General features: G+C 43.2%; 23 protein-coding genes. 7 read left to right on the top strand and 16 right to left on the bottom strand.

Features of this window, described 5'->3' with window-relative positions; translation table 11 throughout:
- Nucleotides 1-192: 192 nt before the first annotated feature.
- From ctaF to cyoE, 5 genes are all read right to left on the bottom strand, one after another.
- Nucleotides 193-525: a cytochrome c oxidase subunit IVB gene (gene ctaF / locus KH172YL63_RS07030; RefSeq protein ID WP_173105436.1), complete on the bottom strand. Its 333-nt coding sequence runs from the start codon at nucleotides 523-525 to the stop codon at nucleotides 193-195.
- Between the two features lie 4 nt (nucleotides 526-529).
- Nucleotides 530-1159 (bottom strand): cytochrome (ubi)quinol oxidase subunit III, encoded by a 630-nt coding sequence (locus tag KH172YL63_RS07025; RefSeq protein WP_173105435.1) that lies wholly within the window; start codon nucleotides 1157-1159, stop codon nucleotides 530-532.
- Nucleotides 1159-2976 (bottom strand): cytochrome c oxidase subunit I, encoded by a 1818-nt coding sequence (gene ctaD, locus KH172YL63_RS07020; RefSeq protein ID WP_442858773.1) that lies wholly within the window; start codon nucleotides 2974-2976, stop codon nucleotides 1159-1161. Before ctaD ends, KH172YL63_RS07025 begins: the two co-directional genes overlap by 1 nt.
- A gap of 80 nt (nucleotides 2977-3056) precedes the next feature.
- Nucleotides 3057-4133, bottom strand: coding sequence for a cytochrome c oxidase subunit II (gene coxB, locus KH172YL63_RS07015; RefSeq protein ID WP_173105434.1), 1077 nt, complete (start codon nucleotides 4131-4133; stop codon nucleotides 3057-3059).
- 103 nt (nucleotides 4134-4236) lie between these two features.
- Nucleotides 4237-5151, bottom strand: coding sequence for a heme o synthase (cyoE, locus tag KH172YL63_RS07010; RefSeq protein ID WP_173105433.1), 915 nt, complete (start codon nucleotides 5149-5151; stop codon nucleotides 4237-4239).
- 478 nt (nucleotides 5152-5629) lie between these two features.
- Here cyoE and KH172YL63_RS07005 point away from each other — a divergent pair, with 478 nt between their 5' ends.
- Nucleotides 5630-6550, top strand: a complete 921-nt coding sequence (locus KH172YL63_RS07005) for a COX15/CtaA family protein (protein ID WP_332066925.1) — start codon at nucleotides 5630-5632, stop codon at nucleotides 6548-6550.
- Between the two features lie 34 nt (nucleotides 6551-6584).
- Here KH172YL63_RS07005 and pyc read toward each other — a convergent pair whose 3' ends face one another.
- From pyc to glsA, 4 genes are all read right to left on the bottom strand, one after another.
- Nucleotides 6585-10025 (bottom strand): pyruvate carboxylase, encoded by a 3441-nt coding sequence (gene pyc / locus KH172YL63_RS07000; protein ID WP_173105432.1) that lies wholly within the window; start codon nucleotides 10023-10025, stop codon nucleotides 6585-6587.
- Nucleotides 10026-10167: 142 nt separating this feature from the next.
- A complete protein-coding gene (locus tag KH172YL63_RS06995; RefSeq protein ID WP_173105431.1) occupies nucleotides 10168-11385 on the bottom strand; it encodes an FtsW/RodA/SpoVE family cell cycle protein in 1218 nt (405 codons plus the stop codon).
- A 103-nt stretch (nucleotides 11386-11488) separates the two neighbouring features.
- The gene (locus KH172YL63_RS06990) at nucleotides 11489-11770 is read right to left on the bottom strand and encodes an Fpa/YlaN family protein (protein WP_173105430.1); all 282 of its coding nucleotides are present in this window, start codon (nucleotides 11768-11770) and stop codon (nucleotides 11489-11491) included.
- Nucleotides 11771-11980: 210 nt separating this feature from the next.
- Nucleotides 11981-12904: a glutaminase A gene (glsA, locus tag KH172YL63_RS06985; RefSeq protein ID WP_173105429.1), complete on the bottom strand. Its 924-nt coding sequence runs from the start codon at nucleotides 12902-12904 to the stop codon at nucleotides 11981-11983.
- A gap of 140 nt (nucleotides 12905-13044) precedes the next feature.
- Between glsA and KH172YL63_RS06980 the strand changes: the two genes are divergently transcribed.
- Entirely contained in the window at nucleotides 13045-13542 is a 498-nt protein-coding gene (locus tag KH172YL63_RS06980) for a peptidyl-prolyl cis-trans isomerase (RefSeq protein WP_173105428.1), read from the top strand.
- Nucleotides 13543-13608: 66 nt separating this feature from the next.
- Here KH172YL63_RS06980 and KH172YL63_RS06975 read toward each other — a convergent pair whose 3' ends face one another.
- Nucleotides 13609-14937 (bottom strand): PhoH family protein, encoded by a 1329-nt coding sequence (locus KH172YL63_RS06975; RefSeq protein WP_173105427.1) that lies wholly within the window; start codon nucleotides 14935-14937, stop codon nucleotides 13609-13611.
- Between the two features lie 177 nt (nucleotides 14938-15114).
- Here KH172YL63_RS06975 and KH172YL63_RS06970 point away from each other — a divergent pair, with 177 nt between their 5' ends.
- The gene (locus KH172YL63_RS06970; protein WP_173105426.1) at nucleotides 15115-15717 is read left to right on the top strand and encodes a YhcN/YlaJ family sporulation lipoprotein; all 603 of its coding nucleotides are present in this window, start codon (nucleotides 15115-15117) and stop codon (nucleotides 15715-15717) included.
- A 537-nt stretch (nucleotides 15718-16254) separates the two neighbouring features.
- On the opposite strand, the gene KH172YL63_RS06965 is transcribed toward KH172YL63_RS06970, so the two are convergent.
- The gene (locus KH172YL63_RS06965; protein ID WP_173105425.1) at nucleotides 16255-16710 is read right to left on the bottom strand and encodes a pyridoxamine 5'-phosphate oxidase family protein; all 456 of its coding nucleotides are present in this window, start codon (nucleotides 16708-16710) and stop codon (nucleotides 16255-16257) included.
- Nucleotides 16711-16897: 187 nt separating this feature from the next.
- On the opposite strand from KH172YL63_RS06965, the gene KH172YL63_RS06960 reads away from it, so the two are divergent.
- Both KH172YL63_RS06960 and KH172YL63_RS06955 read left to right on the top strand, forming a co-directional pair.
- Complete coding sequence (locus KH172YL63_RS06960) at nucleotides 16898-17098, top strand: YlaI family protein (RefSeq protein WP_173105424.1); 201 nt, start codon at nucleotides 16898-16900, stop codon at nucleotides 17096-17098.
- A complete protein-coding gene (locus tag KH172YL63_RS06955) occupies nucleotides 17088-17540 on the top strand; it encodes a hypothetical protein (protein ID WP_173105423.1) in 453 nt (150 codons plus the stop codon). Before KH172YL63_RS06960 ends, KH172YL63_RS06955 begins: the two co-directional genes overlap by 11 nt.
- Nucleotides 17541-17578: 38 nt before the next feature.
- Here the strand turns inward: KH172YL63_RS06955 and KH172YL63_RS06950 are convergent, their stop codons facing one another.
- Nucleotides 17579-17890 (bottom strand): YlaH-like family protein, encoded by a 312-nt coding sequence (locus tag KH172YL63_RS06950; RefSeq protein ID WP_173105422.1) that lies wholly within the window; start codon nucleotides 17888-17890, stop codon nucleotides 17579-17581.
- Nucleotides 17891-17913: 23 nt separating this feature from the next.
- The gene (typA, locus tag KH172YL63_RS06945; RefSeq protein WP_173105421.1) at nucleotides 17914-19752 is read right to left on the bottom strand and encodes a translational GTPase TypA; all 1839 of its coding nucleotides are present in this window, start codon (nucleotides 19750-19752) and stop codon (nucleotides 17914-17916) included.
- Between the two features lie 257 nt (nucleotides 19753-20009).
- Here typA and KH172YL63_RS06940 point away from each other — a divergent pair, with 257 nt between their 5' ends.
- A complete protein-coding gene (locus KH172YL63_RS06940; protein WP_173105420.1) occupies nucleotides 20010-20195 on the top strand; it encodes a YlaF family protein in 186 nt (61 codons plus the stop codon).
- A 105-nt stretch (nucleotides 20196-20300) separates the two neighbouring features.
- Here KH172YL63_RS06940 and KH172YL63_RS06935 read toward each other — a convergent pair whose 3' ends face one another.
- Together KH172YL63_RS06935 and KH172YL63_RS06930 are read right to left on the bottom strand one after the other, a co-directional pair.
- The gene (locus KH172YL63_RS06935; protein ID WP_173105419.1) at nucleotides 20301-21098 is read right to left on the bottom strand and encodes an inositol monophosphatase family protein; all 798 of its coding nucleotides are present in this window, start codon (nucleotides 21096-21098) and stop codon (nucleotides 20301-20303) included.
- A gap of 324 nt (nucleotides 21099-21422) precedes the next feature.
- The gene (locus KH172YL63_RS06930; protein WP_173105418.1) at nucleotides 21423-21617 is read right to left on the bottom strand and encodes a hypothetical protein; all 195 of its coding nucleotides are present in this window, start codon (nucleotides 21615-21617) and stop codon (nucleotides 21423-21425) included.
- A gap of 178 nt (nucleotides 21618-21795) precedes the next feature.
- Here KH172YL63_RS06930 and KH172YL63_RS06925 point away from each other — a divergent pair, with 178 nt between their 5' ends.
- Nucleotides 21796-22416, top strand: coding sequence for a YktB family protein (locus KH172YL63_RS06925; protein WP_173105417.1), 621 nt, complete (start codon nucleotides 21796-21798; stop codon nucleotides 22414-22416).
- A gap of 158 nt (nucleotides 22417-22574) precedes the next feature.
- Here the strand turns inward: KH172YL63_RS06925 and KH172YL63_RS06920 are convergent, their stop codons facing one another.
- Nucleotides 22575-22847, bottom strand: a complete 273-nt coding sequence (locus tag KH172YL63_RS06920) for a UPF0223 family protein (protein WP_173105416.1) — start codon at nucleotides 22845-22847, stop codon at nucleotides 22575-22577.
- Between the last annotated feature and the right edge of the window lie 26 nt (nucleotides 22848-22873).

Genomic DNA, 22873 nt, shown 5'->3' with positions numbered 1-22873 from the left:
ATTAGAAAAGCGTAGGGGCTTTGCCCAGAGGCGACAAGCATATGGCGAGCATGCCGGAAAGGCGTTCTTTGCCTTTTGGGGTGTTCCAGAAATGACCTCGAGGGACTAGCCGCCGCAGCTGGACAATCGAAATGAAGAACACCTATACTCACCCTCAAAAAAAAGCCAGCCAAATTCGGCTGACTTTTTCCTTTAGATCCAAACAATTGTTAAAAATGTTAACACTGTAATAAATGCAACAAGTGCACCTGAATACAGGAATAACGCAGGAGCTTCATGACCTTTATGACTCATATGCATGAAGTAATAAAGTTGGAAAATGAGTTGAACGACTGCCAGTAAAAGGATGAACGGTACAATAAAGTACTTATCAAAATCACCGGCTACAGCAATAAATGCCACTAATGTTAAGAAAATCATTAACATGAAAGAAGTTAACTGCATTCTCATGTCTTCTGCATTTTTTTTACGGCGGTATTCATAATCTACACTTGGGTTACCTGAATTTGATTGTTGATTCGCCATCAGTTTATCCCACCATTCCCATTAAGTATACTACTGTAAAGATAAATACCCATACAACGTCGATAAAGTGCCAGTAGAGTGAAGCCAAGTAGAACTTTGGCGCGTTGTATAGATTCAATCCCCGTTTCGCATTACGAAGCATCAGGCTGACAATCCAAAGTAAACCGAATGCTACGTGGGCACCGTGAAATCCTACCAATGTGTAAAAGGCTGAACCAAATGCACTACTAGTGAATGTATGCCCATATTCATGCACATAATGATTAAACTCATAGATCTCCAAAGCAAGGAACCCTGCTCCAAGCAATACTGTAATCAATAACCATGCCTGCATCCGTTGAAAATTATAGTTTTTCATATGATACATGGCGTATACGCTTGTTAAGGAGCTTGTCAAAAGAAGCATTGTTGCAATAAACGCAAGCGGCAGATCAAAGATGTCAGTAGTAAGTGCATGACTGTCGCTAGGAACTTTATTTTTAAGCGCTAAATATGTTGCAAATAGGGAACCGAAAAGGACTGTTTCTCCACCAAGGAAAAACCAGAATCCCATGAATTTATTTTTCCCCTCAAGGGTAGCCTTTTCAGGGGAGGCCGGCCAGGTCTTTGGCGTGAATTTTTCTTCAGCGTGCATTATGCCTTACCCCCTTTATCATCATCCATTAAATCTTCTTTGTGCACATGATATCCATGATCATCAACAACAGAGCGAAGGAACATAGACCCAAGTGTGATCAGCATACCGATAATCAATACCGGCAATGCCCATGCTTTATCATCCAAGTGGTACATTGCACCGAATGCTGCAATGAACAAACCGAGTGAAATGAAGAATGGCAGGATTGAATTATTCGGCATATGAATGTCCCCTACTGGTTCAGCAGGCGTCAATCCTTTGTTACCTTCCATCTTCTCTAACCAATAAGCATCCAAACCACGGATAAGCGGCGTTTGCGTGAAGTTATAGAATGGAGGTGGTGATGGGATCGCCCATTCAATTGTACGTCCGTCACCCCAAGGGTCATTTGCTACTTTCACACCCTTCACTTGCGTAACGATGACATTCGTTACCAGAACGATGACAGCAACACCCATGAAACCTGCACCGATGGAACTTACCAAGTTCGCTGTTTCAAATCCTTGACCAGGCAAGAATGTCCAAACACGGCGAGGCATCCCCATTAATCCTAGGAAATGTTGAATAAAGAATGTTAAATGGAACCCGATAAAGAATAACCAGAATGCGATTTTTCCTAAGAAGTCATTTAACATTGTTCCAAACATTTTAGGCCAGTAATAGTGAGTACCTGCCAATAATGCAAATACTACACCACCAACAATAACATAGTGGAAATGGGCTACTACGAAATACGTATCATGGAACTGATAATCTGCCGCTGCAGAAGCAAGCATGATTCCAGTTACCCCACCCGCTACGAATGTAGGGATGAACGCAACCGCATAAAGCATTGGCGTCGTGAATCTCAAGCTTCCTCCCCACATCGTGAGAAGCCAGTTGAAGATCTTGATTCCTGTCGGTACTGCAATGGCCATCGTAGCAACTGCAAAGATTGCATTCGCAATCGGTCCTAATCCTACTGTGAACATGTGGTGGGCCCATACCATGAAGCCTAAGAAACCGATCAACACGGTTGCAAACACCATTGAAGAGTAACCAAATAAACGTTTTCTTGAGAAATGCGGGATGATTTCAGAGAAAATCCCAAACGCCGGTAATACTAAGATGTAAACCTCAGGGTGACCGAAAATCCAGAAGAAATGTTCCCAGATAATCGTATTACCACCATTTGCTACATCAAAGAAATTCGATCCAAACATACGGTCGAATAACATTAAGAACAATCCAACCGTCAAGGCTGGAAACGCGAATAAAATAAGTGCAGATGTTACAAATACTGTCCATGTGAACAATGGCATACGCATATATGTCATGCCAGGGGCACGCATATTAATGATGGTAACAAGGAAGTTGATACCACCAATCAATGTTCCTGCACCGGAAATCTGCAATCCTAGTACATAAAAGTCGATACCATGTCCCGGTGATGCCATGGAAAGTGACGCATAAGACGTCCATCCTGCATCCGGCGCTCCACCCATAAACCATGAAAGGTTAAGGAATACTCCACCTAAGAAGAATAACCAAAAACCTAGTGAGTTTACGAAAGGAAACGCAACGTCACGGGCACCGATTTGTAATGGTACAATCGCATTCATAAACGCGAATATCAATGGCATAGCTGCCAAGAATATCATCGTCGTACCGTGCATTGTTAATAATTCGTTGTATAAACCTGCACTAACAAAATCATTGTTAGGTACTGCAAGTTGTATACGAATGATAAGAGCTTCTAAACCACCGACAAGGAAGAAGAATCCTCCTGCCATAAGGTAAAGGATGGCGATCTTCTTATGGTCTACTGTTGTCATGTAGTCCCATACAGTCGCGCCGAAGCCTTTTTTCTGTGCGTAGCTACTCACGATTAAACCTCCCTTTTACTAATCCCCAATTATTCTTGAACTTTCAAGCCCATTAAATACTCTGCAAGTGCGTCAATTTCATCTTCCTGCAGGTTACCATATGTACCTGTCATTTTGTTGCCTGGCTTATATTGCTCAGGGTCGGCAATCCAATTTTTCAGTTCTTCCTTATTATGGTCAAGAATTCCAGCGACACGAGTACGTTCGCCGAAGTTGGCCAAGTTTGGTGCATTACGAGCCGTTTCAGGACGACCGTCTTGAGGAGATACTGCATGGCAAGCGAGACACTTTTGATTGAAAATTTCTTGTCCTTGTTGAGCTAAATCAGAAGTCGGTTTAGGTTCCCCTGCATTTTTCATATCTTCAACCCATGCTGTAAACTCTTCTTTCGGAAGCGCTTTAACTTTAAAGTCCATTAAAGCATGTGAAGGACCGCAAAGCTCGGCACATTTACCATAGAATATTCCGCCTGCATCTTCAGATTTTGCATCATCGAACTCAAGGAAGAATTGGTTTACACCATCAACGTTCGTATCAATCTTTCCTCCTGCAGCAGGAATCCAGAATGAGTGTTTCACATCAGAAGCAGTGACGTTGAAGTAAACTTTTTGATCGGTTGGTACAACCAGATCCTGGGAAGTGATGATTTTCTCATCAGGATATTCGAATTCCCACCAGTAAAGGTTGGCACGAACATTCACTACCAGTGCATCACGTTTACCGTCTGCATCTTTTTTATCCATTGCCTTCGTATCTGCTAACTGGAATGTAGCAGTAACGGTCGGAACCGCCAGGATGAGAAGAAGGATGATTGGAATGACAGTCCACACAATTTCAAGTGTGTGACTTCCTTCTACTTGTTTCGGGATACTTGTATCCCCTTTCTTTCTACGGAAACGAACAATCGTAACCATATAGACGACCATGACTACAATGATAACCAATACCATAATTGATGTAGCTAGTATCATCAGATCGTATTGTGTCTGTGCTACTTCACCAGCTGGCTGAAGTGTGGAGAGAAATGGCTCTCCACAGCCAGATAGAACTAGCGCCAACATCGCTACGATTGAGAATAAGCGCCACTTAGATAGCCTTGCTTTCATAGCTTAATCAAACCCCTCTTTCATGTAATGTACTGTTGAATAAAACAAGGACTCATAAAAAATATCTATTTGGATTTCTTATCAGAAAGAATTCCCACTAATCTTATAGTACCGTAACGATGACCATTGCTACGAACAAGATAGTTAAATAATTTAACGAATAGACGAACATCAGCTTTGACCACTTAATATCGTCCTTCATCTTGTAGCCTGCCAATCCAAGTACGAGCCAGCCGATGTTGAAGGCTGTTGCAAGAATAAAGAAGAACATGCCAAGATCCATCATGAAAAAAGGTAATGGCAGTAGTGCCGCAACCCATGCGACGATGTGATGCTTCGTTGTCTTGAATCCTTTGACGACAGGGAGCATCGGGATGTTCGCTGCTCTGTACTCTTCCACCCTTTTCATTGCGAGTGCATAGAAGTGAGGGGGCTGCCAGATGAACATCATCAGAAACAGCATCCAGGCAAGGGGATCGAGGTTGGCATCCACTGCCGCCCAACCGATTAACGGCGGGACCGCACCAGAGATACTTCCGACGATCGTGTTGCTTACATATTTCCTCTTTGACCACATTGTATATAATACCACGTAACTAATTACCCCGATCAGCCCGATGACACCGGCCGTGACTGTTGTCATGAAGAGCATCAGCAGTCCGACTGCAATCATGATCAGCCCGAGCGTCAGTGCTTTCGGTCCATTGATCTTCCCGGTTACGGTAGGGCGTTCCTTTGTCCGTTCCATCAGGTGATCGATGTCACGGTCATACACATTATTAATGGTACAGGAGCCCCCAATGATCAGGGAGGACCCAACCAATGTAAGGAACATGATGTCCAGGGAATTTAGAAAGTGTGTATTCGTAAAATAAAAAGCTAACCACATACCTGTGAAGGTAGTAATTAAATTTGAGTTAACGATACCAATTTTGATGAGTGCCAAAAAATCTTGCCAAGCAGTTGATGCTGTAACATCTGCTTTTTCAATGTCTGTCATGATTCGACTATTAGACATTTTCTTCCTCCTCTCTATAAAAAGCAAGAGGTTTCTTTCCACCTCTATACTATATAGGAAATGATTAACTATTTCTATATGCAGACATAAATTCATGCATAGCTAGAAGATAGTATATATGCTATCAATATTATATTAAACCATATATTATTTCCTTTTTGGGGGAGAATTAGGTAATAATGTGAAGAAATTGTGAAGATGAAAAAACAGAGAACGGCCTCCAAATTTCTACAAACATTTTAAATCCATCATACCATAAAACCGGGCTAAGCGCTTACAGATTTTACTTTTCCTCAAATTAGTCCTTCTCTACTATTATTATCCACTGAAATGATGAGATAAATGCTCATAATTCTGTAACATTTTATCGGTTGAGTTTTAAGGTTCTTTTAGGTATCATCGTAGGGGCATATATATTTTTCTACTATATTTATTTATAGAAAGTGTGTAGAGTTTATTAACTAAGAAGGTGAATAGATTGCATAAAGGTGTTCACAAAGGATTGAAGTGGCTTGCGGTTCTCACTGCACTTGGCATGTTGTTTGTTCTGTTGGGTGGAGCCCTTGTGACGAAGACTGAATCCGGCATGGGCTGTGGAAGATCCTGGCCACTTTGTAACGGGCAATTGATTCCAAGTGATATAACGTTTGAACTGGTGATAGAATTGGCGCACCGTGTCGTATCCGGCGGCGTTGGATTACTCGTCACAGCATTATCAATATGGTCATGGAAAGCGATCGGATATAAGCGGGAGACGAAGCTTCTTGCAGCTCTATCATTCTTTTTCCTCGTATTGCAGGCGCTGATCGGTGCGGCCGCTGTGCTCTGGGGACAGTCGGATTTTGTGCTGGCACTGCATTTCGGCATCTCCTTGATATCTTTTGCTTCTATATTATTATTGACACTTCTCATATTTGAAGTAGATCAAAAATTCGATGCCCATTCACTGCGTATCGATAAGCGATTAAGATTCCATACGGTAGGTGTGACCATCTACAGTTACCTGGTCGTTTATACCGGTGCCCTTGTCAGACATACCGAATCCAGCCTTGTCTGTAAAGACTGGCCGTTATGTGTCAACTCGTCGCCAGGACTTCCGACAAACCTCTACGAATGGATTCAGATGGGACACAGGACGGCTGCTGCATTAATATTCATTTGGATTGGCTATATCACGTTCATCGCCGTTAAAGAACACAAACATCAAAAAGTCATTTACTGGGGATGGATCATCGCCTTTACGCTTGTGTGTCTGCAAGTGATTTCAGGCGCACTCATTGTCTTCACCCGTCTGAATCTGGCAATAGCCCTGATTCACGCATTGATCATTGCATGTCTGTTCGGCTTACTTTGCTACTTGAATCTTCTTGTTTCAAGAAGCAGACAGGGACAATCATAAAAAGGATTCCGGGAAAAATCCCGGAATCCTTTTTTTATGCTTTATCCAATTCAATCAAAAGATCTCCTGGAGAGATGGCATCTCCATTTTGAACATAGACATCTTTTACCACGCCTGCAAATGGTGCCTGCACGGTCGTTTCCATCTTCATGGCTTCAGTGATCATGAGATGGTCTCCTTTTTCAACCTTTTCACCTTTTTCAGTGATGACCCTGATGACTGTCCCTGGCATTGAAGCTCCGATATGATTTTCATTTTTCATATCCGCTTTCATTTTTGCCGCTACGGTTGATTTGATGCTCTCATCTTTTATGACGATTTCACGGGGCTGTCCATTTAACTCAAAGTACACAATCCGTGTTCCATCTGCCTGTGCCTGTCCGAGTGAAACAAGCTTGACGATGAGCGTCTTCCCTGTCTCGATTTCTACTTCGATTTCTTCACCTAGCCTCATCCCGAACAGGAAGGTTGGCGTATCGAGTGTGGAAATGTCCCCAAATTGGTCCAGCGTGTTGGCGTATTCCATGAATACTTTTGGATATAGGGCGTATCCAAGTGCATCGAAACTTGTAACAGGACGCTTAAGCTCCTCAAACAGTTTCTCTTTGAGCGCCGGGAAATCCACATCATCCAAGAGCTCTCCCGGACGAACGGTAAGCGGGCTCCGTCCCTTCAAAATAACTTTTTGCAAATCCTCCGGGAACCCTCCATGTGGCTGTCCAAGATATCCTTCAAATAATTCCACGACCGAGTCAGGGAAATCGATTTTCTCTCCCTGCTCAATCACCTTCTCCTCTGTTAAATCGTTTTGGACCATGAATAAAGCCATGTCTCCAACTACTTTTGAAGAAGGGGTGACTTTGACAATATCACCGAACAAATGATTGACCCTTGCATACATTTCTTTTACTTCTTCCCAGCGGTGACCAAGCCCTACAGCTTTGGCCTGCTGCTGAAGGTTGCTGTATTGTCCACCCGGCATTTCATGCTTATAGACTTCTGAATGAGGGGACATCATGCCGCTTTCAAAGTCTGTATAATACTTCCTGATATCTTCCCAATAGTGGGAAAGCGTCTCCAGGGAGTCGATGTTGACATTCGGCTCTCTTTCGGTCCCTTTTAGTGCATAATACAGCGTATTGGCACTTGGCTGGGATGTCAGGCCGGACATCGTACTAAGCGCTGTGTCAACAATATCCACTCCAGCATCTATGGCCCTTGCGTAAGTATAGATCCCATTTCCACTTGTATCATGGGTATGAAGATGGATAGGAAGGCTGACCGTATCTTTCAGCTCGGAAATCAGACGGTATGCTGCCTGTGGCTTGAGGAGCCCGGCCATATCCTTGATCGCTAAGATATGTGCGCCCCCTGCTTCCAATTCCTTAGCCAAGTTTTTATAATAATCGATACTGTACTTCGTACGTGTCGGGTCTTCAATGTCACCTGTATAGCAAATGGCTGCCTCTGCGATTTTCCCACTTTGTCTAACTGCATCGATCGCCACTTCCATCCCCTTCACCCAGTTAAGGCTGTCGAAGATCCTGAAGACGTCGATTCCTGCGAATGCAGATTTTTCAACGAACTCCCTGATGACATTGTCAGGGTAGTTCTTGTATCCAACTGCATTCGAGGCTCTGAGAAGCATTTGGAACAAGACATTTGGTATCCTTTCTCTCATCGACAATAAGCGGTCCCACGGATCTTCCTTCAAAAAGCGGTACGCTACATCAAACGTTGCCCCGCCCCACATTTCATACGAAAACATATCCGGAAGCAATTGTGATGTCGGTTGTGCGATCTGTTTAAGATCATTTGTCCTCACCCGGGTTGCAAGCAATGATTGATGGGCGTCCCTGAAAGTCGTGTCTGTCAAAAGCACCGACTTCTGATCCTTCACCCAATTCACAAGGCCGTCTGCACCATGCTGGTCCAAGATCTGCTTCGTACCAGGCTTGAATTCCTTACTTACATCGCGAGAAGGAATTCTTGGCTTGGAGAATACAGGCTTCTTCTTTTGTTCGATACCCGGAAAACCATTGACGGTTACATTTCCGATATAAGATAGCATCTTCGTCCCACGGTCTTTTCGATTAGGGAAGATGAACAGTTCCGGCGTTGTATCGATGAATGAAGTATCATAATGGCCGGATATAAAGTTTTCATGCTTTACGACATTTTCCAGGAATGGGATGTTCGTCTTAATTCCCCGAATTCTAAATTCTTGAAGATTTCTGACCATTTTAGAGGCAGCCTGCTCAAATGTCAGCGCCCAGGTAGAAAGTTTAACAAGAAGGGAATCATAATAAGGTGTAATGACCGCTCCCTGGAATCCATTACCGGCATCGAGCCGCACGCCGAATCCGCCACCTGAACGATACGCCATGATTTTACCTGTATCCGGCATAAAGTTATTCAATGGATCTTCTGTTGTCACACGGGACTGTATGGCAAATCCATTTGTCCTGATGTCTTCCTGAAGCGGGATGCCAAGTTTTTCACTGTGGAGGCCATGTCCTTCTGCAATCATTAACTGGGACTGTACGATATCCACTCCTGTAACCATTTCAGTGATGGTATGCTCCACCTGAACCCGTGGATTTACTTCGATGAAATAGAACTGATCATTTGCCACAAGGAACTCGACTGTTCCGGCATTCACGTATTTTACATTATCCATCAGCCTTACTGCTGCTTCACAGATATCTTCCCTTAGCTGATTAGGCAATGCGACAGATGGTGCCACTTCCACAACCTTTTGGTGCCTTCTTTGAATCGAGCAGTCACGTTCATATAAGTGAATAATATTACCGTCGGCATCTCCAAGGATCTGTACTTCAATATGTTTAGGGTTTTCAACGAACTTCTCCACATATATTTCGTCGTTGCCGAATGCTGCCTTCGCTTCCGATTTAGCACGCTCATACGCTTCCTTCAGGCTTTCAAGGTTCCGGACAATCCGCATCCCCCGTCCACCGCCGCCAAGTGAAGCTTTGATGATGATCGGAAAGCCATGATCTTTCCCGAAGCTGATGACTTCTTCCAGCGTCTCTACCGGTCCATCCGTGCCCGGAATGACCGGTATATTTGCCATCTGTGCCTGATGACGGGCCTTTACCTTGTCACCGAACATATTCAGATGCTCTGAATGAGGGCCGACAAAAGTGATGCCTTCTTCTTCACATCGTCTTGCGAAATGGATATTTTCGGACAGAAAACCATACCCGGGATGAATTGCATCTACATCTGAAGCTTTCGCGATTCTGATGATGCCCTCTATATCTAAATAAGCGTCGATGGGTTTCTTTCCTTCCCCGACGAGATATGCTTCATCTGCTTTATAACGATGGTAAGATCCGGAATCTTCCTTACTGTAAATCGCAACAGTCCTGATATTGAGTTCCGTACAGGCACGGAATACACGTATGGCAATTTCGCCGCGATTTGCTACTAATACTTTTTTGATTGTCTTCAATACTCTCTCTCCTTTTGGCTATTCATGATTGATTTCCCTATATTGCAGTCTATGAAAAAAGGGCTGTCCCGAAAGATAATAAAGAAGTATCTTAGGGGGCAGACCCTAGACTTAGAGTTTTTAGATACTCTATCAAAGTGACCTACATTTTTACACCATATATTTTTTTGCTATTAGACATATTCTCTGAAGGAATGTCATTTTCCTTCTTTGTTTTATATTTTTCTTCATATTTTACAAACATCGACACATTTACAAGGACACCCATCGACAAAGACAGCACCAGCAGAGAAGATCCCCCGTAACTGATGAACGGTAACGGGACCCCGGTGATTGGAATCAAACCTGATACCCCGCCAAGGTTGATGAATGCCTGAATGCCGATCATAGAAGAAATCCCGATTGCAAGCATCGTACCAAAAGGATCCTGGCATTTCACACCGGTATAGATACCCCGGAGGACGATATAGGTCAATCCAAGGATGACAAAGCTTACGCCAAACACACCAAGCTCCTCAGCAATGATGGCCATGATGAAATCTGTTTGCGGTTCAGGCAGGTAACCAAGCTTTTGTACACTTTGACCGAGTCCAAGTCCCTTCACACCGCCTGAGCCAATCGCAAGATAAGAATTGACAAGGTGATATCCTTCTCCTTGTGCATATTTGAACGGTGACAGATAGGCTTCTATCCTGCTTAGCCTTTCCTCTGTGAAAATGAAGCCCCTCGCAAGGTAGATAAACGGGGAGATGACAACAAAGAAAGCCATTCCCAGACCTGTCAGTTTAAAAAATGTCTTAAAACTGATCCCGGAACAGGAGATTACGATCGCACCGATGGCAAAAATGATGGCAGCCGTTCCAAAATCCGGTTCAAGGAAGACCAAAAAACAAATGAAACCAAGAAACAGCAGTGGCGGCGCAAGCCCCCTATTAAAATCGTCTATGTATGCCTGCTTCTTTGAATAAACAGAACCAAGGTAAATGATTACGGCAAGCTTCGCAAACTCCGACGGCTGGATCGGCATGAACCCTAAATTGATCCAGCTTTTGGCATTGTTCACTTCGTAACCGAAAACATGCACCCCGAGCAATAAACCGATGATCAAAAACATGAGTCCCTTGATGATTTTGTTTACCCGGAAGGCTTTATACGGGAACCAGGCAGCAACCGAAAAGGCAACGAATCCTATGATGATATTGATCATCTGCCTTTTATAAAAATAATCACTGTCCCATCCGAACCGTTCCACAGCCATGACCATGCTTGCACTATAAATCATCACAAGGCCAAACAAACAAAGAAACACATATACAGCGATCAATGAATAGTCATATGACTTTGCTATTTTTTTAATCATGACATTCAATCCTTTTTATCTTTATATCATTTTCCAATCCTATTCCGCTAACAAAAAAACTCAAACAACAGATGTATGCATTGTTTGAGTTGTCATGACTATTTTACTTTTTCGTAGATGCATCATGCAGGGCAGAGAGTTCTCTTTCCAATGAATCGATCAGTTCTTTTCCATCCTGGTCATCTACCAGCCCGAGGCGGACTGCAAATTCTATTTCACGAGATAATCCGAACATTTGGGTATCCAATACTTCCTCGTAAAGAGGACATTGGGGCATCGTTAAATTATCCATTTGTACTTTTATAAGTTGTAAAATCTTTTCTGCGTCGGCCTTTAACAGCTCATAGGCTTTTTCTCGGTGATTGATTGTCATTTCTGACGCCACAGTGATCCCCCCATTCCGAACAAATAGCATTCCTGTCTTAAAATTTTATCGCTAAATCACACAAATTGCAAGAAAAATAAGTGTTTTCAACAGGATTCAATGACAATATTCCGAATCATTTTTCGGGGGGATTTATTCATTACACCTCTTCATTCCAATGCAAGTCCCGGGGTAAGCCGGTCATTCCCTGTGAGGGACGATCCTCTCGCATCAGAATATACTCCATGAGTATTTGTCACTGAGCATTTCTAAAAGCTTCAAGCCTGCACTGCTGTTCCCGACATCATCAAGGGCAGGGCCGAATATGCCAATCCCGCACTTGCCTGGTACAGCCCCCATGATGCCGCCCGATACCCCGCTCTTTGCAGGGATGCCGATCTTGATGGCGAATTCACCAGATGAGTTATACATGCCGCATGTGACCATGAATGTTTTACAAACCCTTGCCACATCCCTCGATATGATTTCCCTCCCGCTTTCAGGGTCGACTCCGTCGTTTGCAAATACCGCCCCCATCTTCGCCAAATCCACACAGCTCATTTCCACAGCACATTGCTTCGTGTACAGGACGAGGAGATCTTCTACATTCCCTGTGATCACACCATGCTGCTTCATGAAATAGCAAAGGGAGCGATTCAGGTTCGCTGTCTGCAATTCTGAATACGCGACATCTTCGTTATAGGAAACCGTTTCACCGGTCATATGATTAATGAACTCAATAAGGCGCCCCCATTTTTCCATGGCGGTGTTCCCTTTAATCATGTTCGTGACGGCAAGGGCACCGGCATTGATCATTGGATTAAGCGGTTTAGAGGGTTTATGGGTTTCAAGCTTGGCAATGGAGTTGAATGGATCACCTGTCGGTTCCATCCCTACTTTCGAAAACACATATTCCTCACCATAATCCATCAATACAAGGGCAAGTGTGATGACTTTGGATACACTTTGAAGGGTGAATTTCTTCAAATGGTCCCCTGCATAGCATGATTGATTGTCGAGCGTGTATATACTGATCGCCAAATCGCTTGGATTTTGATCCCGGAGTGCAGGGATATAATCAGCCACCTTGCCCTCAGCTGCAAAAGGCCTTGCACGCTCCACGAGCTCTTCCAATAATTCCTGGGTTTTAATCATCCTGTCCATCAACTCCTTCTGTCTTACCTATAGTTTCCCTCTTTTCGACATTTGAAAACGCTGAAAATGCTTTCATCACCATGTGACAAACTTCAGGAGAACATTTATACTGATAGTAACAGCGAGAGGAGGAATCTGTTGTGGAAAGTATCGTACCGATCAACGGAAAAGTGAAATTCACCATCACATTGGATGCAGGTGTGTGGATATTCGATGACCGCAAAGTGGATTTAACTACATATTTCGAAGAAACGAATGCAACGGTTGATGAATTGGAAGAATACACAAAAGCCGTTTCCAGGCACTGGTCCAGGGAAATTCAAGAGGGTGCCACATATCCCCCTACATTAAAAACAGAAAAAAAATATGAAAAGGAAAAGGTACTCAATGGAACATTCGCCATTCCGTTCCTGCCCTTCCTTCAAAACGCGGAACCTTTAGAAGATGCGGCGAAAGTCGTCATCGAAACCGCAAACGGGGAGCACGAAATCAAACTCGCCGATGCAGATCAACTTTTGATTGGATTTTCCAAGGAAGGAAAGCCTTTAAGGGATAACGGGCCCGTCCATATTTATTTCAAAGACGGCTCCAACCGGGATCACCCAATCACCGATGTGAAAGCATTCCGTCTGCAATGACGAAATTAAGCAAAAACGGTTCAGGAACCCCTGAACCGTTTTTTTCATACGTTATAAATGTGTTTGTTACAGGATATCCGCTGCCAGTTGGGCAAGACCGGATCTCTCCCCTTTCATCAGCTTGACATGTCCAGCTAATTTTTGATCTTTAAATTTTTCAACTACGTAGGTCAATCCGTTATTGTATTCATCAAGATACGGGTGATCTATTTGGGCCGGATCTCCCATCAGGACGATTTTACTCCGCTCCCCCACCCGGGTCAGGATGGTTTTCACTTCGTGTTTGGTCAGATTTTGTGCTTCATCGATGATGATGTATTGATCAGGGATGCTCCGCCCCCTAATATAGGTTAGTGCTTCCACTTCTATTGAGCCCATCCCGGCAAGAATATCATCCAGTTCCCCCGGTTTTTTCGTATTAAAAAGGTATTCAAGATTATCATAGATCGGCTGCATCCAGGGTCTGAGTTTTTCCTGTTTTTCTCCTGGAAGATAGCCGATATCTTTACCGACCGGAACGATTGGACGGGCGACGAGTAATTTATTGAACTTATTGAAATCCTCTGTCTGCAAAAGTCCTGCGGCGAGTGCAAGAAGGGTCTTTCCTGTCCCCGCTTTCCCGATCATCGTCACAAGTGAGATATCATCTCGTAATAACAGCTCCGTCGCCATTGTCTGCTGGACGTTTCTAGCCTTGATCCCCCACATATGCTCTTGATCATACACTAACTTCTTTACTTTCATTCCGGTGCCGTCCACCATTCCAAGAGCAGAAGCAGAGCTTCCAAGGGCATCTTTCATGATCAGGAATTGGTGGGAATAAAATCGCTGCTTTGTCATATCGGTAAGAGGAAGTTCCCCTTTGTCATAAAATTTATCAAGAAGTTCTCTTTCTATATATAATTCGATAAATCCGGTATAAATATCATTCACTTCAATGACTCTGTCGCTCAGGAAATCCTCCGCCTGCAACCCTAAGGCATCGGCTTTCACCCGTACAAGGGTATCCTTGCTGACCAATATCACCGATTTACCGTCCTTTTTCGCTTCTTCTTCAAGAGAAAGGTTTTTTGCGACGGCTATGATCCGGTTATCATTTGTTTTTTCGACAAAAATATCTTGCAACTGCTGAAATGATCGATGATTGAGTTCAATTCGCAGTGATCCTCCTGTGTAGAGAGGGATCTTTTCATGGAGCTTTCCTTCTTGCCGTAAATTATCTATCAGTTTCGATACATGTCTTGCGTTTCTTCCGATTTCATCCATATAACGCTTTTTAGAGTCCACTTCTTCTAATACGACTGCAGGTATAACCACCTCATTATCCTGAAAAGAAAAGATGGCTTGTGGATCTTGTAATAAGACATTGGTATCTAATACATAAATTTTTTTCAAATCGATGCCTCCTGCTCCTGATTTCTTATTACTATTGTATGTAGCCAATGTTGTTCCGGTTATTCCCAGCTACTCAAATAGGACGGCCCGTTTCTTAAAATATATGAATAAACGTATAAAGATAGAAGAAAATTACACAATAAGAAAAGATATTGATTTTAATCCGGGAGGTCTCACATGAATAAATTCATCTCTCTACTATTGGTCACCGTCATCTTAGCAGCATGTGCCAACAAAAACGATGTAGGGTATAAGAACGATGCGAACAGTCAAAATAATAAGCCGATTACGGTTCAGGATAGTAATATTCAATCCGTAAAACGAAAGTCCGGCCAACAAATCTCAAAGCATCTGGTTGAGCTGACCACGAGTGTACCTGACGTAAAGGATGCCACTGCAGTAGTCATCGGGAAATATGCTTTTGTCGGGATTGATATCGACGCAGATGTCGAGCGCTCCCAGGTAGGCTCAATCAAATACTCTGTCGCAGAAGCTCTTCAGCATGATCCATACGGTGCAGAAGCGATCGTGATCGCTGACCCTGATCTTTTCGCCCGCCTGAAAGAAATCAGCAAGGATATACAAAGAGGTGAGCCGGTTCAAGGAATCATGAATGAGCTTTCTGATATTTCAGGAAGGTTGATGCCAGAAATCCCTAAATCGTTAAAACAGACGGATCCGGAGAATGCTCCTGACGAACCGAAGAAGAAAATGAATAAAGGAAAAGAGAAGCAGCTTAAGGAAGAACAAAAAGATCAAACCTATGATAAGATCGATTGATGGTTCTTTAAGGCTGTTTCCGTAAACATTGTGACTTTTATACAAGCGAGATGCGGTTGATTTCCGCTCCAGATGCTCGCTTTCCGCGGGGATGGCGGTGAGCCTCCTCGGACTTTGTCCTGCGGGGTCTCACCTGTCTAGCTACGGCGGCTAGCCCCTCGAGGTCATAAGCTAAATGGTCCATGAAGGCAAAGACCGCCTTCACAGCCCATTCATCTTATGCTTGTCAGGGCTGAACGAGCCGCCTCCGCTTTTCGCACTGTCCATCAGTTCCCGCAGGAGTCGAGCATCTTCCTCTCCAATCAACCATCGAAGATAAAAACCAAACATTCACTGGACTAACTGCTTATTCATCTTCTGAATAGTATGGTTACACGTCATTAAAGTACATTGTCCTTGATTCATTGGTATGGCAATTTTTTATTCAGCAGTCTCAAATTACAGAAGGTGCTCACATTAACCTCTGTCAATAACAACAATCAATTCGAAAAGAGTCTTCTTTTTTTAAGAGAAAAAGCCATGAAAAAGCTTAGTATCCTAAGCATTTTTCATGGCTTCAATTACTTGGCGATCCAAACGGTCCGCTGCCTTTTTATCGTATGTCTTTTCATATGAAGGTTCAGAAGATATCTTTGATCCGTAAAACATGACATCTCTTACCTCATTAATCGCAATCTTAACAAGGGACAGTTTTAACGGGACCCCTGCCAATTTCTCCTCTGTGACTTCGGCTTCACCACTGATGGAGTATGTTGATTCGTTGGCAATCAAATTCACCACGACCAGCGGGTTGCCCTTTATATTTTGGAGAATTCTCGAGCGTTGATCCACGGCTAACAACAGTGTCATTTCATCAGCTGCAAATACCCAGGATATGGCACTGACATTAGGCCCGTTTGTTTCAAAATCCACTGTAGCAACCGTTACAAACCGCTCTGACTGCAGTTCATCGAATAACACAGGAATCAAACCGGGTTCTACTCTGTTTGCCATACTATCCCCCCTTACGAAGCAGTATATTCTCTCTAAGCGCTCCTCAATTCAATACTGTTCCTTCTTGTCTATACTATACCAAATTCCATCTCTAAAAGCATACATGAAAGTAAAATAAAGCGTTCGGCTATACTACATGATATACTAAAAAGACCAGACATATGATGAAAGAAATAGAGGTGTCAAAATGAGAGTAAAATGTGCACTGTGTGAAATTATTGAAAATATTGATGACTATTCCTTACAGGCAAAGAAATTGCGAAATCGACCGATCCATACGTACATGTGTGAGCCATGCCACGACCGGATCAAAGAAAAGACGGCGGAACGGGTTTCGACAGGGAACTTTCGGTTTTACCGTTCCCCACAGGTAAAAGATGAATTCTAAAACCATTTGGACGGGAATGCTGACAGGCCTTCTTTCCGGCACCGCATTAGGCTTATTTCTGAAAGGGATGCAGTCTTTAACGGGCATCAAGGTGTATGTTCTCCTGCTGAATGTGGATTTCATCCCTATATTGGGATCAAACCCCCTCCCTGAATGGTTCGAATTCTTATTGCACTTACTGGTATCCTGCGGAATCGGGATCATATTCGTTTCCCTGGTGAAAAGATTTCAACTTTCGGCGAAAGGGGCAGTCATCCTTGCATTCCTCCTGACCTTGCCGACTGTATTTCTATATTTCCCACTTTCTTATCTTGCAATAAAGGAAGTTCCGTCGCTGATGGACGGAAAGGCAATTGTGTTATGGTCATTCGGACATATCCTCTATGCCCTGACACTGCAACCCATCTATTCAACTCTTCAGAAAAAGACATTCGATACATAAAAAGCTGTCGCTCCCTCAAAGGGAACGACAGCTTTTTGTTACGAAAACGTGCCTTTTTTCTTTTCATTATGAAGACGGACTTTGTAGATCACGAGGATCATTGCCGCCACGACCAGCCCTTCAGCGACCGGCAGGAAGATGCCGAGAAACGTCAGGACCGTACAGCCGAGAATAAGAAAGGTGTAAATCATAATGGATTTCAACACCGGCAGCTTCTTGGCAAAGCCAAGCTTGTACACTAAGATCGAGAGACCGACTATGGTTATATAAAGCAGCCACATACCCATTTCCGCGTTTTCGTCAACACGGTAAAGGGATGCGAAAAAGGACAAACGCTCTGTTACATCCATTTCCTACTCCCCCTTCACTTAGTTTATTGAGAAACCTTATTTTTCTTTTCGGCTCTTTCACGTTCATTCTTATCAAGGATTTTCTTACGAAGACGGATCGATTCAGGCGTCACTTCACAATACTCATCATCGTTCAGATACTCAAGGGATTCCTCAAGCGTCATGATTCTTGCCTTCTTGATTGTGACTGTCTGATCTTTATTGGCAGAACGGACGTTTGTCGCCTGCTTCAGCTTCGTGATATTTACCGTGATATCATTTTCTCTCGTGTGCTCCCCGACAATCATACCGCCGTAGATTTCTGTACCAGCTTCCACGAAGATGATTCCCCGGTCTTCAACTTGCATGATTCCATATTGAGACGCTTTTCCTGTTTCCATTGAAACAAGAACACCTTGGCGACGTCCGCCAACGCGGCCTTTTTGAAGCGGCTGATAGCTGTCAAATGTATGGTTGATGATTCCATAACCACGTGTAAGCGTCATGAATTCAGTTGAATATCCGATCAAGCCACGTGCCGGTACCATGAAGATTAGACGAACTTGGCCGTTACCGTTGTTCACCATATCCAGCATTTCACCTTTACGTTGACCAAGGGATTCGATTACGCCACCCATATATTCTTCAGGGATATCGATTTGGACACGCTCTACAGGCTCACTTTGTACACCATCTACATCTTTGATGATTACCTGAGGCTTGGACACTTGCAGCTCATATCCTTCACGGCGCATGTTTTCAATCAGGATGGAAAGGTGAAGCTCTCCGCGTCCTGAAACTGTCCATGCATCAGGAGAATCCGTTGGTTCAACGCGTAAGCTTACATCTGTTTGAAGTTGAGCCATAAGGCGCTCTTCGATTTTTCTCGCAGTAACGAATTTACCTTCTCTGCCGGCAAATGGACTGTTATTTACCAAGAATGTCATTTGCAGAGTTGGTTCGTCAATGCGAAGAACCGGAAGCTGATCCTGATGTTCAACCGGACAAACTGTTTCACCTACGTTAATGTCTTCCATTCCTGATACCGCGATCAAGTCTCCTGCTTTCGCTTCTTGAATCTCTTCACGCTTTAATCCGAAGAAACCGAAGATCTTTGTTACACGGAATTGTTTAATCGAGCCATCAAGCTTCATCAGGACAACCTGTTGACCTACTTTCATCGTCCCTCTGAATACACGGCCGATTCCGATACGTCCAACATAATCATTGTAATCAAGAAGAGCTACCTGGAATTGTAGCGGGTCTTCTGAATTGTCTACTGGTGCAGGGATGTGCTCGATGATTGAATCATAAAGACACTGCATGTTCTCGTCTTGTTTAGCCGGATCCGGATCTGTACTTGCAGTACCGTTGATCGCAGAAGCATATACTACCGGGAATTCAAGCTGCTCATCATTTGCGTCCAGCTCAATGAATAGTTCAAGGACTTCATCGATAACTTCTTCCGGACGGGCTGAAGGTTTGTCGATTTTGTTTACAACGACGATCGGAGTAAGGTTTTGTTCCAAAGCCTTTTTCAATACGAAACGGGTTTGTGGCATACATCCTTCGTACGCATCCACCACTAGCAGCACTCCGTCTACCATTTTCATGATACGCTCAACTTCTCCACCAAAGTCGGCATGCCCTGGTGTATCAAGGATGTTGATACGTGAATCTTTATATTGAATCGCTGTATTTTTCGCCAAAATTGTAATACCGCGTTCTCTTTCCAGATCATTTGAATCCATCGCACGTTCTGAAACTGTTTCATTTTCACGGAAGATTCCTGATTGTTTTAAAAGTTCATCTACCAAAGTTGTTTTACCGTGGTCAACGTGAGCGATGATCGCGATATTTCTAAGGTCATTTCTTAATTTCATATTTCCACTCCTGAATATTGGATTTCTTTATAGTAAAAGATAATATTTTTCAGTTCAACTAGACCATTATATCACAGCATCGACAAAAGCCCTAATAATTATTTCATATAGACCTGACTGTTCTAGATATTTCCAATCATCCTTTCCTTCTCTTTTACTTTCCCCATTGCACATCGTAAAAATGATAGGTAAAATTCATATAGAATAGAAGAAATCATTATACAAACATCATTCCTTTATTTTCTGGGGGTAGCGAAATGGAAAACATCAAGTGGATTTTTGTATTTTTTTCAATTATGGCCGCAGTGTCATTAATGGGGATCGCCGTTTCCATCAGCTTACAGAGTTTACTGTTGGCTGGTGCGAGTACCGTTTGTTTACTGATTGTGATGGGCTTTGGTTTCAAAACAAAGAAGAGATACAGACAAGAAGGAAAGCTTTAATCACTAAGAGCCTTAAGTTGGTGATGACAAAAAAGATCCGGACAACCAATCGATATTCGTTAAGGAACATCGATTATGTTCGGATCTTTTTTTGTTTGCAATCTTTTATTGTGTTTTCTGAAGGTAATCCGTCAGAATAGTTTGGTGTAAACCGGGTTTCCCGACGAAGAGTGAGCTCTTGTTCAGTGGGTCCAACGGGTTTCCTTCCAAGTCGGAGACGACTCCGCCAAGTTCCTCGATCATGATTTTCCCTGCTGCAAAGTCCCACGGTGCAAGTCTCATCGTTAAATAGGCATCGAGTCTGCCTGATGCAACATATGCGAGTTCTATCGCAGCGGATCCATAAGAACGGGTTCCCCTCACATCTTTTACGAGCGGGGAAAGGATTGCTGGATTAATGCGTTTATTATCCGTAACCCAAAGCGCATTCAGAGCAACGATTGCATCCTCGACAGGTACAGGTTCAAGCTTTGGAAGTTTCACGTCATTCATGTAGACACCGTGACCCTTATGCGCAAAGTACAGCTCGTCGTGCACCACATCATATATGTATCCTAATTTACCTTCATCCTGATCATAGATACCGATTGAAATGGCAAAGTTTCGTTGTTGATGAACAAAGTTCATTGTCCCGTCAATAGGGTCGATGATCCAGGTAACACCCGATAACTCTTTCAATTCATCCCCATAACCTTCTTCACCCAATATTTGATGATCCGGGTAGGTGGTACGGATGTTTTCAGTAAAGAAGCGCTCAGTCGCCTCATCCATATCCGTGACAAGATCATTCCGGTTCGATTTCGTTTTTATACTCAATTCGTTTTTGAATGACTGACGAATCCGCTCACCGGCTTCTCCAATCCACGCTCTCACATTTTGATCTAACTCAGTCCAATTTGTCATAAATCTTTAGCCTCCAGTATGTGTAACGAAAATCAGTATTGTCATTAATAATATGGACGTTCGGGAGCACATTGACTCCCACTTCTCCAAGAATTGATACTCTTAGTTTATTAGCTTATAGGATTGTCCAGGCTCTTTCAAGTGATTGACCTTTAAGGAAATGGGAGAATGAAAGGGGGGCGTGGGGGAGTAATCATAAGCTGGATTCATTCGTACCAGGAGCACTTTTTTTACCCATAAAAAAGCGAACTCTTTACCACTATGAGCTCGCGTTCAAAAGTAGATTATTCAATCGGCAGCCTTCATATTCGTCAGGATTGAGCTTTATAAGGCCTTCATCTTCATAAGCTCTTCCCGAATGCTCATTAATTTTTGTTTGGATTTAGCTTGGGTCTCTGTATTCTCAGTTTGAATCGCTTCGAACAGGACAGCTAGTTCATAATCCATTTCCAGTCTTAAAACATTCATTCTTTGCTGTTGGACATCACGTTTTTTTGAAGTATTCATTACTTGTTTCATGGCCATACACCCCTTCCGAATTTTCGTATCGTCTGATTGTTCTGATAATATTTATTACATATTATGAAGTTTCCCTCTATCTTGTAACTAAAATGTGCAGACACCCATGGATAAGTCGATTGACTTCAAGCTTGTCCATCATTGTGATAAGATAATGTGGAAATAAGGAGGGTATATCATGACATTTAACGGATTCACAACCGAAGATTTTAATGTATTTAACATCGATGGCCTTGAAAATCGTATGACTGCCATCCAGGAACAGATTAGACCGAAACTGGAATATCTCGGCGGTCTTTTTACACCGTCTTTAAGCGCGATGACAGGCGATGAAATGTTTTACCATGTGGCTAAGCATGCACGCCGTTCAGTCAATCCTCCCGATGATACATGGGTTGCATTCGCCAACAATAAACGTGGATATAAAAAGCATCCGCATTTCCAGATTGGACTGTGGGAAACCCATCTTTTTGTATGGTTCGCAATGATCTATGAAGCGCCTGGCAAAGCCGCTTTCGGAAAAATGGTAGAAGAAAGAGCCGATGAAATCAGATCGATGATTCCTGGCCACTTTGTATGGTCGGGGGATCATACAAAACCTGAGGCCACACCTTTTTCTACTATGTCACATGAAAACTTCATTGCATTAAGTGAACGTGTCCAGCACGTAAAGAAAGCTGAACTTCTTTGCGGGCTTCACCTTGATCGTGATGAGGTGACCAATCTTTCCGGTGAAGAACTGATCGAAAAAATTAATAATGCCTTTGAAACACTTTTACCCTTTTATAAAATGAACTAAACCACGAAACTGCCGGGGCAATGGAGAAGAAAGGCCCAAAAAAAATCCGAACCCATTCGATTTTCATCACAGAAAGTCGAATGGCCGTTCGGATTTTTTTGGTGTGGAGCTTTTCCCCTTCAGATCAATCAGTATCCAGGGAAAAGAATGGTGGAAGATTACTTCATCGTGATATGTTCTGATTCAGGAACGTCCTTCATCTTTTTCACGACCCGATAAGCGGAGTAGCCGCTTGACTCTTCAAATTCATTGCATATCGTCTTTTCTTGGGCTTTACCTGGTACAATCTCTTTAAAGCGCTTGTAGCGGTTCATAAGGTCATCCCTTGAAATGCTTTTTTCATAAGCTCTTTCGACTGCTTCAAAAAACGCGATGACATCAATGACTTCCTCGGTTGACCAGTCTATATCAAAAGGGTATTGATATTCCATTTGTACAACAACTCCTAGCTGTATGA

The organism is Bacillus sp. KH172YL63 (assembly GCF_011398925.1).
Taxonomy (GTDB): Bacteria; Bacillota; Bacilli; order Bacillales; family Bacillaceae_B; genus Rossellomorea.
This window is presented reverse-complemented; position numbering and strand designations above follow the sequence as displayed.

Excerpts from the sequence above, each read along its gene's own strand:
- ctaF (WP_173105436.1), bottom strand. The coding sequence starts at position 525 with ATGGCGAATCAACAATCAAATTCAGGTAACCCAAGTGTAGATTATGAA.
- KH172YL63_RS07025 (WP_173105435.1), bottom strand. The coding sequence starts at position 1,159 with ATGCACGCTGAAGAAAAATTCACGCCAAAGACCTGGCCGGCCTCCCCT.
- ctaD (WP_442858773.1), bottom strand. The coding sequence starts at position 2,976 with ATGACAACAGTAGACCATAAGAAGATCGCCATCCTTTACCTTATGGCA.
- coxB (WP_173105434.1), bottom strand. The coding sequence starts at position 4,133 with ATGAAAGCAAGGCTATCTAAGTGGCGCTTATTCTCAATCGTAGCGATG.
- cyoE (WP_173105433.1), bottom strand. The coding sequence starts at position 5,151 with ATGTCTAATAGTCGAATCATGACAGACATTGAAAAAGCAGATGTTACA.
- KH172YL63_RS06995 (WP_173105431.1), bottom strand. The coding sequence starts at position 11,385 with ATGATTAAAAAAATAGCAAAGTCATATGACTATTCATTGATCGCTGTA.
- glsA (WP_173105429.1), bottom strand. The coding sequence starts at position 12,904 with ATGATTAAAACCCAGGAATTATTGGAAGAGCTCGTGGAGCGTGCAAGG.
- KH172YL63_RS06970 (WP_173105426.1), top strand. The coding sequence starts at position 15,115 with ATGAATAAATTCATCTCTCTACTATTGGTCACCGTCATCTTAGCAGCA.
- KH172YL63_RS06965 (WP_173105425.1), bottom strand. The coding sequence starts at position 16,710 with ATGGCAAACAGAGTAGAACCCGGTTTGATTCCTGTGTTATTCGATGAA.
- KH172YL63_RS06960 (WP_173105424.1), top strand. The coding sequence starts at position 16,898 with ATGAGAGTAAAATGTGCACTGTGTGAAATTATTGAAAATATTGATGAC.
- KH172YL63_RS06955 (WP_173105423.1), top strand. The coding sequence starts at position 17,088 with ATGAATTCTAAAACCATTTGGACGGGAATGCTGACAGGCCTTCTTTCC.
- KH172YL63_RS06950 (WP_173105422.1), bottom strand. The coding sequence starts at position 17,890 with ATGGATGTAACAGAGCGTTTGTCCTTTTTCGCATCCCTTTACCGTGTT.
- typA (WP_173105421.1), bottom strand. The coding sequence starts at position 19,752 with ATGAAATTAAGAAATGACCTTAGAAATATCGCGATCATCGCTCACGTT.
- KH172YL63_RS06940 (WP_173105420.1), top strand. The coding sequence starts at position 20,010 with ATGGAAAACATCAAGTGGATTTTTGTATTTTTTTCAATTATGGCCGCA.
- KH172YL63_RS06935 (WP_173105419.1), bottom strand. The coding sequence starts at position 21,098 with ATGACAAATTGGACTGAGTTAGATCAAAATGTGAGAGCGTGGATTGGA.
- KH172YL63_RS06930 (WP_173105418.1), bottom strand. The coding sequence starts at position 21,617 with ATGAAACAAGTAATGAATACTTCAAAAAAACGTGATGTCCAACAGCAA.
- KH172YL63_RS06925 (WP_173105417.1), top strand. The coding sequence starts at position 21,796 with ATGACATTTAACGGATTCACAACCGAAGATTTTAATGTATTTAACATC.
- KH172YL63_RS06920 (WP_173105416.1), bottom strand. The coding sequence starts at position 22,847 with ATGGAATATCAATACCCTTTTGATATAGACTGGTCAACCGAGGAAGTC.